The following is a 10,429-nucleotide window of genomic DNA, read 5'->3' on the forward strand; positions in this document are numbered from 1 at the left end:
CCCCGCCACCGCGGGAGGCGGCCCCCCACCGAATGGTCGCGGATGGTGACCCCACGGCCGTTCTCCGCCGCGCTGGGCGGGATGGCCTGTCTACTCGCCAGCGCCGCGCTGGCCCCGCTGTTCGACGGGTTCGGCTGGTGGTTCGGCCCCGTCCTGATCGCGACGGCGGTCGCCGTGAGCACCGCGGTGCTGGGCCGGCTGCTCGGCGCCCTGTTCCGGCTGCCGGCGTCCACCGGCATCTGCCTCAGCCTGATCGGCCTGCTCACCACCCTCACCAGGGTGAGCGCACGGGACACCGCCCTGCTCGGCGTGATCCCGACGCCGTCCACCGTGACGGCGCTGCGCGAGCTGGCGCTGGCCGGCAAGCACGACATCGGCGAGCTCGCGGTGCCGGTGCCGGAACGGCCCGGCCTGGTGGTCCTGGTCTTCGTCGCCGTGTACCTGGTCGTCATGGCGGTCGACCTGATCGTGGTGGTCGTGGACCGGCCCCCGCTGGCCGGCCTGCCGCTGCTCGGCCTGTTCGTCGTGCCGGCCGCCGTCCTGCCGGCCGGGGTCGGCACGCTTCCCTTCGTCCTCGCCTCTGTCGGCTTCGTCGCGCTGATGCTGCTGGACGGCAACCGGATGGTGACCCGGTGGGGCCACCCGGTCGGTGACCGGCCCCCCCGGGTCATCCGCAACGGACTGGGATCACTCGGTGCCCGGGTGGCCGTCGGGTCGCTGGTGATCGCGGCGGCGGTGCCACTGCTGGTGCCCTCCCTGGACGGGCACGGAGTGATCGACAACGGCGGCGGCAGGCGCTCGGGCGACGGCCCGAGCTCGGCGAGCGTCGTGCAGCCGATCGTCTCGCTCTCCCAGCAGCTCCATGACGACCGCGAGATCCCGCTCCTGCGCGTCACCACGGACAATCCGCAGTATCTGCGACTCACCGCTTTGGAGAACTTCGACGGCCAGCGCTTCACCCTGCGGGCCCTGAACGCGACGAAGGAAGCCCGGGTGAGCGAGGGCCTGCCCGGACCGGAACGGGGCGTCCGCACGATCTCGACCACCGCGTCGGTGGCGGTCTCCGGCGAGATGGCCGAGCGTTACCTGCCCGTGCCGGGCATTCCCACCGACTTCGACGGGCTCGCCGGCGACTGGCGCCTCGCCGAACCGACGGGCACCGTCTTCTCCACCCGCACCTCCACCGCCGGGCTGCGCTACACCGTCAGCGCGGCGGTCCCCGACCCCACCGCGCAGCAGATCGCCGCCGCCACCGGCCCGGTGCCCGAGTCGATGAACGTCGTCACTCAGCTGCCGCCGGACGTCGACCCACGGCTGCGGACACTGCTCGCCCAGATCACCACCGGCGCGAGCACCGGCTACGCCCGGGTCCTCGCCATCCAGAACTTCCTGCGCGGCTCGGAGTTCACCTACGACCTCAACGGCGCACCCACCGTCCAGGACGGCGCGCTCAGCGAGTTCCTCTTCGAGAGCCGGCGCGGGTACTGCGAACAGTTCGCGTCCGCAATGACCGTCCTGGTGCGGATGCTGGGGCTGCCCGCCCGGGTGGCCATCGGTTTCACGCACGGCACCCGCGCTGCCGACGGCACCTGGGTGATCACCAACAAGCAGGCACACGCCTGGCCCGAGGTCTGGTTCCCGACCCTGGGCTGGCTCCCGTTCGAGCCGACCCGCCGCTCGGACGGCGCGACCCCGGCCCCGGACTACGCCCCGTCGACGACCGAGCCGACCACCGGCCCGGACCCGGCCGAAGTCCCCCAGGGGAACGGGGATGTCGCCGTCGAGCCGACGCCGAGCGCGGTGCCCGTCCCCGACGACCAGGGCGGGGCGGCCGAGGAGCTGACCGCCGAGGCCGACGCCAAGGCCGCGGGCACCCACAAGGACACCTTCCCCCCCTCCTGGCTGCCCTGGGTCGGGCTGGGTCTCGGGATCCTGGTCCTGCTCAGCATCCCGGCCCTGTCCAGGGTGGCGCTGCGGCGCCGCCGGATGGGCTCGGGTGGCCCCGACCGCCAGGACGCCGAGGCAGTCGCGCGCGTGCACGCGGCCTGGGCCGAGTTGGTCGACGTGGCCGCCGACCTCGGCATCCACCTGCGGACGAGCGACTCACCGCGCTCGGGCGCGCAGCGGCTCATCGCCTACCTCGAGGCCGGCCCCGAAGCCGGGTCGGCGGAGGTCGACGCCGCCCGGCAGGCCCTGATCCGGATGGCAATGGCCCAGGAGCGGGCCCGTTACGCCCCCGCCGGGATGGCCGCGCCCGATCCGGGCGTGGACGTCCTGGCCGACCTGGCTCTGGCCCGCCGGGTGCTGTGGTCGGTCGCGCCCCGGGGCCGCCGCGCGATGGCGACGGTGGCCCCGCCGTCGATGATGCAGCGGGCGCGGGAGATCCCGGTGCGCGATGTTCTCGGGCGCATCCGGCACCGGGCCGATGACCCGCCGGACAACGGCGCCGACGACGACCAGGAGGCCGGGGTCGGTGCCTCCGCCGGCGGGCGGACACACCCGCCGCAGCCGCCCGCCTGAGATCGCGCCAGCCCGAGCCCGACCGAGACCGGGCTCGAGCGAGACCGGGCTCGAGCGAGAACCCGTCTGAGCCACCAGGCTGAGATCGGCTCACCGCCGGGCTCAGCCTGGCCGGGCTCCGGGAGCGGTCCCGATCAGGGACGGTCCTCCCAGCGGCGGCGCCACCGCTCCTCCACCCGTTCCATGAACGACTGCCGCGCCGGGCGCGACCGGCCGCCGGAACCGGGCCTGGATTTCGACCCGTGCGGGCGACGACCGACGTCATTGCCCCGGCCGCTGATCCGACGCAGGTCGGCCGCCCCCCGCAGTGCCGCGAAGAGCATCATCAGGAACCCCAGGATCCCCAGGATCACGGTGAGGGGTACCTGGTTGAGGACCACACCCACGACCAGGACGACGAGACCGAGCGCGAACAGGACCCCGCTGCGCCGCACGCGCCGCAGGAGGTAGGTCCTGGGGTTCGTCGACCGGACCGTGCTCGCGAACTTGGGATCGTCCTCGACGAGAGCGCGCTCGATCTGCTCCAGTAGGCGCTGCTCGTTCTCCGAGAGCGGCATCGACGCTCCTCCCACGACCTTCAGGCCCGCCGGACGGAACCTGACACCCAAGAATAGGCATGTGCGGGGCCGAGGCGGTAGGCAACAGGTCATGCTGTGTCCAAGCCGGTTCGAACCCACTCCGACCAGAGCTATTCGGCGTACTGGGCTCCTGCCCGGGCCAGCGGGGTTCATGCCATGCTCATCGTACGATCATGCCGTTCGGTGATCGTGGCCGCGGCCGTTCCAGGGGCGTTCGAGCCTTCCAGGACACCGGATTCACACTCGGCCAGGCCCCCACTCACGGGGAGGAGCCGGGCGCGGCGGGCGGTCGGGCAGCAGCGACGCGGGCCGGACGGACTCCTCCCCGAACCGCCGGCGGGCGCCGTCGGTGGCCCGGTCGACCTCGGCCCAGCCTGACGGCCGCTCGTCGAACGCCAGTTGGTGGCTCGTCCGCCCGGCGGCGGACAGCCGGGCCGCCCGCACCCCGAGCAGGCGCACCAGCGGGCGGGATGTGGCCCTGAGCTCGTCGAACAGCTCGCCCGCGGTGCGGTAGATCACCCAGGTGACGTCGGTCGGCTCGGCGAGGGTACGAGCCCGCGTGACGGTGCTGAAGTCGGCATGCCGGACCTTGATCGAGATGTTGCGGGCGACCTGGCCCCGGGCCCGCAGGCGGGCCGCGACGCGCCCGCTGAGGCGGAGCAGCTCCCGGGCGAGCCGCTCGGGGTCGGCCAGGTCGGCGGAGAAGGTCTCCTCGGCGCCGACGGACACGTCGACGCCGTCGGGCTCGACGCGGCGGCCGTCCCGCCCGTGCGCGAGCGCGTGCAGGTGGCCGCCCGCGCCCGCTCCGAGGGCGCGCCGCAGCGTGTCGGCGGGCGTGCGCGCGATGTCGCCGATCGTGCGTATCCCCAACCGGGTCAGCGCCTGCTCCGTCCGCGGCCCGACCCCCCACAGCGCCGCGGTCGGCAGTGGGTGCAGGAAGGCGAGGACCTCGTCGGGGGGCACCACCAGCAGGCCGTCCGGCTTGCACCGGGCTGAGGCGATCTTCGCGACGAACATCGACGGCGCCACCCCCACCGAGCAGGTCAGGCCCTGTTCGGTCGCGATCCGGCCGCGGATGGCCCGCGCGATGTCGACCGGGGTGCCGAACAGCCGCCGCCCGCCGCCCACGTCGAGGAACGCCTCGTCCAGGGAGATCGGCGCGACCAGCGGCGTCACGTCCCGGAAGACGTCCATGATCGCGCGGGAGACCTCGCGGTAGCGGCCGTGATCGGCGGGGACGACCACCGCTGTGGGGCACAGCCCGCGGGCCCGCGCCATCGGCATGGCGCTGCGCACCCCGAAGGCCCGAGCCTCGTAGGTCGCGGAGAGCACCACGCCCCGGTTCCCCCCGCCCACAATCACTGGACGGCCACACAGCTCGGGGGCGTCCCGCACCGCGACCGAGGCGTAGAAGGCGTCCATGTCGACGTGCAGGATCCGACTGTCGGACGGCCCTGCCCCGCCGGGCTCCAGTGGGGCGGGCTCCGGCGGGGGCTTCACCGCGGGCCGTCAGCGCGGCAGCAGGAACCCGATGACCAGGCCGACGGCGAGGCTGCCCACCGAGAGCCCGGCGACCCGTACCAGCCAGGTGTTCCGTCCTCTCTCCATCGGCCGCGCCCGCCCGGACGGCCCCGCCGCCGGCCGCCGCCCCACCACGGGCCGCCAACGCGCCAAGGGCGGCCTCGGCACCGCCCGGCCGGCGCGCCGCTCGTCCACACCAGCGACCACCACCGAAAACCACCACCCTCAGTAATCATCAAACCCCAAGCTGTAACCGATGGTGACCGAACGTAGGTCTCGACGCAAGAGTGGGCCGTCATCAGTGGGGCGTCATCGGAAGTCCCTGGAGCGCCCACCCACCGCCACCGCGGCAGTGGGCTCTCGACGATCATGTTCACCACGCCTTCCGCGCTCTCCAGCCGGCCGCGCACGATCAGTGCCACCGCCGTTGCATGTGAGCGCCTGGTAGCGCCCGGTCATGCCGCCTCGCCTCTCGGTGAGGAACCCCCGGTCCGACCCGCTCGCGCGGTGCCGGGTTCCCGTTTCACAGCCACCCGCCCAGCAGGCTGGGTCCTACGGTCGGCTCCACGGGCGTTTTCCGTCTCCGACGTACTGGCGGCGACGAGGTGACGCAGGTTGACCGCGGCGTTCAGGTCGCGGTCGATCACCAGCCCGCAGGACTGGCAGGCGAAGGTACGGTCCGACAGGGTGGGGCTTGGGTTTCGCCAGCCACAGCCGGAACAGGTCTTCGAGGACGGATACCAGCGGTCCGCGACGTGGAGCCGCGAGCCGTACCAGACGGTCTTGTAGGTGAGTTGACGCCGGATCTCGGCCATGCCGGTGTCCGAGACCGCGCGAGCGAGCCGGCGGTTACGGACCATCCCGGCGACATGCAGATCCTCGACGATGACAGTGGCGTGCTTGGTCGCCAACCGGGTGGTGAGCTTGTGGAGCCCGTCGCGCCGCTGGTTGGCGACGTGGGCGTGCAGGCGGCCCAGTGCGGCGGCGCGCCGGCGGCGCCCGGCACTGCCCGGCTTCGAGCGGGCATAGGCCCGGGACGCGGTGCGCAGCCTGCGCAGCGAGCGGGTGAGTGGCCTGGGGTTGTCGACCTGCTCACCGGTCGACAGGACAGCGAGGTGCTTCACTCCCGCGTCGACACCGACCGCGCCGCCCGCACGTTGGCGGGCCGACGGGTTCTGGGGGATCTCACGATCGATCTCGACGGTGAACGCCACGAACCAGCGGCCCGCCGTGCGCGACACGGTCGCACCGAGCAGCCGGGCGGACCCGGCCGCCAACCGGCCGGTGAGCGCACCCATCGCCTCGTGGACCTTGACCCGGCCCAGGCGGGGCAGCTTCACCTGTAGGTCGCTGGCCGGGCCGTAGGCGCCGGTCGTGTACCGGAACGAGTCGCGGGCCCTGCCCCGCTTCTTGAACCGGGGGAAACCGACCCGCTTCCCCTTCCGCTTCCCCGTGCGGGAATCAGTGAAGTTCTTCAACCCGCGGGCGAGCTGGTCCAGTCCGGACGAGTACGCCTCCTTCGAGCACGCCGACCACCACGGGGCGGCCTCGTTCTTCGCCGCGTTCCACGCACGCCGCAACGCGGGCAGCGTCCACGGCACCGGGGTGAGCAGGTCCCCGGTCAGGCCATACGACTTCTCGGCGTCTCGCTGTTCGAGCGCGGCCTTCACCCGAGCCAGACCCCAGTTGTAGGCAAACCGGGCCGCCCCGGCATGTCTACGGAGATCCGCGAGCTGGGCGTCGTTCGGGTCGAGCGCGAACCGGTACGCCTGGAGAACCTTCACGGCACGTCCGCGGTAGCGGCGGCCACCGCGCGGGCGGCCCGGTCCGCGGCGGTCCGGCGGCCATAGAGCCGGGCACACATCGACGTCAGGATCTCCGTCATGTCCCGGACAAGATCGTCGACCTGGTCGGCCGGGTCGACGACGACGAGTCTGCGACCTGACGCGGCAAGCGCCGCCTCGACAGAGTCGGCGCCGAACCAGGCGAACCCGTCACGATGCTCGACGACGATCGTCGTCACCGCCGGGTCACGCAGCAGAGCGAGGAACTCCCGCCGAGGGCCGTCGAGTGCCGACCCGACCCCGTTCACAGCCGCCCACTCCTTGAGATTCACACCACCACCACACAGCGCCACTCAGCGCTAACTGGCACTCAACTGACAACAGTTTTCAACCCCACGGGGACGCGGCCTGCGCCAACGAGGGCTGGGAGGGCACGCCGAGCGCCGCCTCGACGAGCCCGAGGAAGATCTCCACCTGGCGGACGAGGTCGTCGGCGTCCCTGGTCGTCACGACGGCGAGCCCGGCCTCGGCCGCGGCCCGCCGCCCGGCACCCGCGGCGAAGAACGCCGACCACTCCTCGAGCTCGGGGGCCACCAGCGCGAGCAGCCGCCACGCGCTCACCGGGCGGCCCCGACGACCCGGGCGGGGCTGCGCGCGGGCAGCGAGAACGGCGGCCGCGGCCCGCAGGGCGGCGAGATGCGCCAACGCGTAACGCTCAGCCGCCGGGCGGGTGAAGGCCGCCTCGGCCAGCCCGCGCCGGGCCGAGGTGAGGAGCTCGTCCCGGGAGCGCCGCGGGAGCCCCGAGGCGGGGAGCATCGTCCGGCCCGGAAGCTGCCCGGGGACCGGCCCGCGCGGACCGGAACCGTCGTGACGGCTCACCGTGCCCTGGCGGCCCACCGCGCTCTGGTCGCCGGCCACTCCGAACCCACTGACAGTGCTTCGCCGAACCGCACCCACTGGGATCACCTCTCCGATGCCGAACCGCGTGATGCTGGATCACGTGATGCCAGATCACGTGATGCCGGGCCACCCCGACATCGAACGCATGTTCGAAAGTAATCCCGGGCCGGCCGGCCGTCAACCCGCCGGCGTGGCGCGCCACGCGGACGGGTCGAGATCGGGGTAGGCGGGCGCCGGAGGCACCGGGTCGTCCTCCAGCAGCAGGAGGAACCAGCCGAGCAGCACGAGCACCGTGACCTCGGGCACCCAGCCCCGGCGTGGGTCGGCCACCGTCGCGGCGCCGAAGTCCGGGCGGGCCACCGGCGGGCGATGGCGCGTCAGGTCGGACGGGTCAACCAGCACGATCGCGACCCCGTCGTGCGCGAACCGGACGATGTTGGCGTTCCGCCAGCCGACGAATCCGCGTTCGAAGACGTACCCGGCGGCCCGGCGGCGCGGGCGCAGCCAGCGCAGCGTGGAGCCGTCCGCGAGGTCGACCAGGCCGCCCCGCGGCCGGGGCCGGAACGCGGCGAGCGGCAGCCGCGCCACCGGATCGACCACCCGCACCCCCACGCCGTCGAGGTCCGACTCCAGCCGGAACGGGCGGTCGGCGACCATGAGCTCCACCCCGCCGTCCCGATGCCACCTCTCGAGGACGGCCGCCCGGTCACCGCGCACCCACACCTGGTTGCGGGTGCCCGACACGAAGTCGTAGCCCACCTCCAGCGGCAGCAGGCCGTCGAGCCGCGCGGCAAGGCCGGGCGCCACCCCGCGGCGGCCCGCGCCGGCCCCCTCGGCACCCGCCCGGCCCGCCTCCACCCGGCTCACGTCAGCCCGGTCCGCGGCCGCCCGCCGCGCGCCGCCGTCACGGCGGCGGTGATCCGGTGCCTCGTCCGCTCCGCCGCGGGACGCACCCGTCACCGCTCCGATGCCCGAGAACTCGAAGATCGACATGATCGACACCCTCCCTCCAGCCACCGCGGGACCCCGAACACCCCCCGCCGAAATGCGCGGCGGCCCGGTATGGCTCTCGACAACGAGTGCACCCCGGACCGATCAACAACCGGTACACACCCGATCACGACTGCCGTTGACCCGGAGTTGAAAGCGTCGAATCGCACGCGCGACGATTCCGCGGTTGTCCCGGTGTCCGCCACGGCCCGCCGCGGGAAAGGCAGAATCAGAAGGACGAACACCGCCGGTGCACCACACCGGCGACCGCATTCTCCCGAGAGGACCAGATGCCCGATCCGGACCGGCTCCAGTTCGCCGTCCTGGGGCCGTTGGAGGTCACCGCGGGCGGTGTTCCCGTCGTGCTCGGCGGCACCCAGCGAAAGGTGCTGCTCGCGGCGCTGCTGCTCGAGGCCGGGCAGGTGCTGTCCACCCAGCGCCTGATCGAGGTGATCTGGAGCGAACCAGCCCCGGAAAGGGCACTCGCCACCCTGCGGACGCACGTCAGCGAGCTGCGCCGCCGGCTGGAGAGCCCCAGCTCAGCCCAGGTGCTCATCCGCCGGGGAGCCGGTTATCTGCTCGATGTGGGGCCGGCGCAGATCGACGCCGAACGCGCCCGGCGGCTGTTGGAGCAGGGCCGGCGCGCCATCGAGGACGGCGACCCGGTCAGCGCCATCGCGCCGTTGCAGGAGGCGCAGGCGCTCTGGCGCGGCCAACCGTTGGTCGATCTCGTCGACTATCCCTTCGCAACGGGCTACGTCGAAAAACTGACAGAGCTTCACCTTGACATCCAGAAGACGCGAATCTCAGCCGATCTGTCGCTGGGCCGACACCGCGAGGTCATCGGTGATCTGCGGATGCTCGTCACGAGACATCCGCACGACGACGGGCTGCGCCGGGAGCTTGTTCTCGCGTTCTACCGCGACGGACGCACCGAGGACGCCGCCCGGGCCTGCCGGGAAGGCCTTGAGGCACTCCACGATCTCGGTCTGGAATCCCCGCTGCTGCAACGGCTCCAGGAGGACGTCCTGCGCGCCGATCCGGGCCTGGCCTGGACGCCGCCACGTGCGCTGGGCCGGCCGGTGTCGGCGCCGCCCACCGGGCAGGGCGTCTACCAGCTCCCGCCCGACATCGAGGAGTTCACCGGCCGCGACACGATCCGGAACCAGATCCTGGCCACCCTCACCGACCCGGTGGCGGGCGCGAAGGGGACGGTCGTCGCCGCGATCGCCGGCAAGGCCGGGGCGGGGAAGACCGCGCTCGCGGTGTATGTGGCCCACCGCGTCCGCGCCCAGTTCGCCGACGCCCTGTACGTGGACCTGCGCGGCACCAGCGAACCGCTCGACCCGCACCGCGTGCTGGGCCGCTTCGTCCAGGCGATGGGGGTAAGCCGGGCCGCGGTTCCCTCCGACCCCGACCATCTGGTCGAGGTGTACCGGTCGCTGCTGGTCAACCGCCGGGTGCTGATCCTGCTGGACAACGCGGCGAACGAGGCGCAGATCCGCCCGCTGCTCCCGACCAGCCCCGGCAGCGTGGTCATCGTCACCAGCCGCTCGCGGATGCACGGGCTGACCCCCTCCTACTGGATGGTCGACGTCCTGCACCCCGGCGACGCCGTGGAGCTGCTCTCCAAGGTGGTCGACGAGCGGCGGGTGAGCGCGGAGCCGGAGGCGGCACGCGACATCGTGGGGCTGTGCGGGTACCTGCCGCTCGCCATCCAGATCGCGGGGCGCAAGCTGGCCGCCCACCCGCACTGGCGGCTGACGCGGCTGGCCTCCCGGCTGGCCAACGAGCGGGACAGGCTGTCCTGGCTGGAGGCGGGCGACCTCGAGGTCCGCGCCAGCTTCGGGCTCAGCTACGAGGGCCGCCCCGCCGACGAGCAGCGGGCGTTCCGCCTGCTGGCGCTGCCCGAGCTGGCCGACTTCGCCCCGTGGGCCGCCGCCGCCGTCCTGGACGTCGGCCTGGACGAGGCCGAGGACGTCGTGGACCGCCTCGTCGACGCCCAACTGCTCGAACGCCGCGGTGTCGACCGGGCCGGCACCGAGCGGTACCGGTTCCACGACCTGCTCCGGGTCTTCGCCCGGGAGAAGAACGAGGCGTCCGCCGGCGCGGCCCACCCCACCGTCCCCCCGGGCC

General features: G+C 73.2%; 7 protein-coding genes and 1 pseudogene. 2 read left to right on the plus strand and 6 right to left on the minus strand.

Features of this window, described 5'->3' with window-relative positions; translation table 11 throughout:
* Nucleotides 1-42 precede the first annotated feature (42 nt).
* Nucleotides 43-2,520 (plus strand): transglutaminaseTgpA domain-containing protein, encoded by a 2,478-nt coding sequence (locus FMEAI12_RS02085; RefSeq protein ID WP_112104786.1) that lies wholly within the window; start codon nt 43-45, stop codon nt 2,518-2,520.
* Nucleotides 2,521-2,654: 134 nt separating this feature from the next.
* On the opposite strand, the gene FMEAI12_RS02090 is transcribed toward FMEAI12_RS02085, so the two are convergent.
* The 6 genes and pseudogenes from FMEAI12_RS02090 to FMEAI12_RS02120 form a co-directional block, all read right to left on the minus strand.
* Nucleotides 2,655-3,077: a DUF3040 domain-containing protein gene (locus FMEAI12_RS02090; RefSeq protein ID WP_020462585.1), complete on the minus strand. Its 423-nt coding sequence runs from the start codon at nt 3,075-3,077 to the stop codon at nt 2,655-2,657.
* 258 nt (nt 3,078-3,335) lie between these two features.
* Nucleotides 3,336-4,598, minus strand: coding sequence for a DNA polymerase IV (gene dinB / locus FMEAI12_RS02095; RefSeq protein ID WP_112104787.1), 1,263 nt, complete (start codon nt 4,596-4,598; stop codon nt 3,336-3,338).
* A 476-nt stretch (nt 4,599-5,074) separates the two neighbouring features.
* On the minus strand, nt 5,075-6,403 hold the full coding sequence (gene tnpB, locus FMEAI12_RS02105; RefSeq protein WP_112104789.1) for an IS607 family element RNA-guided endonuclease TnpB: 1,329 nt from the start codon (nt 6,401-6,403) through the stop codon (nt 5,075-5,077).
* A pseudogene (locus FMEAI12_RS02110) lies at nt 6,400-6,702 on the minus strand (IS607 family transposase); the annotation flags it as partial. The gene tnpB and the pseudogene FMEAI12_RS02110, both read right to left, overlap by 4 nt.
* An 88-nt stretch (nt 6,703-6,790) precedes the next feature.
* Entirely contained in the window at nt 6,791-7,219 is a 429-nt protein-coding gene (locus tag FMEAI12_RS02115) for an SAV_6107 family HEPN domain-containing protein (protein WP_041256512.1), read from the minus strand.
* Between the two features lie 261 nt (nt 7,220-7,480).
* Nucleotides 7,481-8,296, minus strand: a complete 816-nt coding sequence (locus FMEAI12_RS02120; RefSeq protein ID WP_071063920.1) for a hypothetical protein — start codon at nt 8,294-8,296, stop codon at nt 7,481-7,483.
* Between the two features lie 287 nt (nt 8,297-8,583).
* On the opposite strand from FMEAI12_RS02120, the gene FMEAI12_RS02125 reads away from it, so the two are divergent.
* Nucleotides 8,584-10,429, plus strand: a 1,846-nt coding sequence (locus FMEAI12_RS02125) for an AfsR/SARP family transcriptional regulator (protein ID WP_200835153.1), incomplete at its 3' end; no start/stop codon positions are given.

It is taken from the genome of Parafrankia sp. Ea1.12 (assembly GCF_900465275.1).
In the GTDB taxonomy this organism is placed as follows: Bacteria; Actinomycetota; Actinomycetes; order Frankiales; family Frankiaceae; genus Parafrankia; species Parafrankia soli.

What these genes read in the sequence shown, in the direction of transcription:
- FMEAI12_RS02115 (WP_041256512.1), bottom strand. Translation starts at nt 7,219, where the DNA reads ATGCTCCCCGCCTCGGGGCTCCCGCGGCGCTCCCGGGACGAGCTCCTC.
- FMEAI12_RS02085 (WP_112104786.1), top strand. Translation starts at nt 43, where the DNA reads ATGGTGACCCCACGGCCGTTCTCCGCCGCGCTGGGCGGGATGGCCTGT.
- FMEAI12_RS02090 (WP_020462585.1), bottom strand. Translation starts at nt 3,077, where the DNA reads ATGCCGCTCTCGGAGAACGAGCAGCGCCTACTGGAGCAGATCGAGCGC.
- FMEAI12_RS02120 (WP_071063920.1), bottom strand. Translation starts at nt 8,296, where the DNA reads ATGTCGATCTTCGAGTTCTCGGGCATCGGAGCGGTGACGGGTGCGTCC.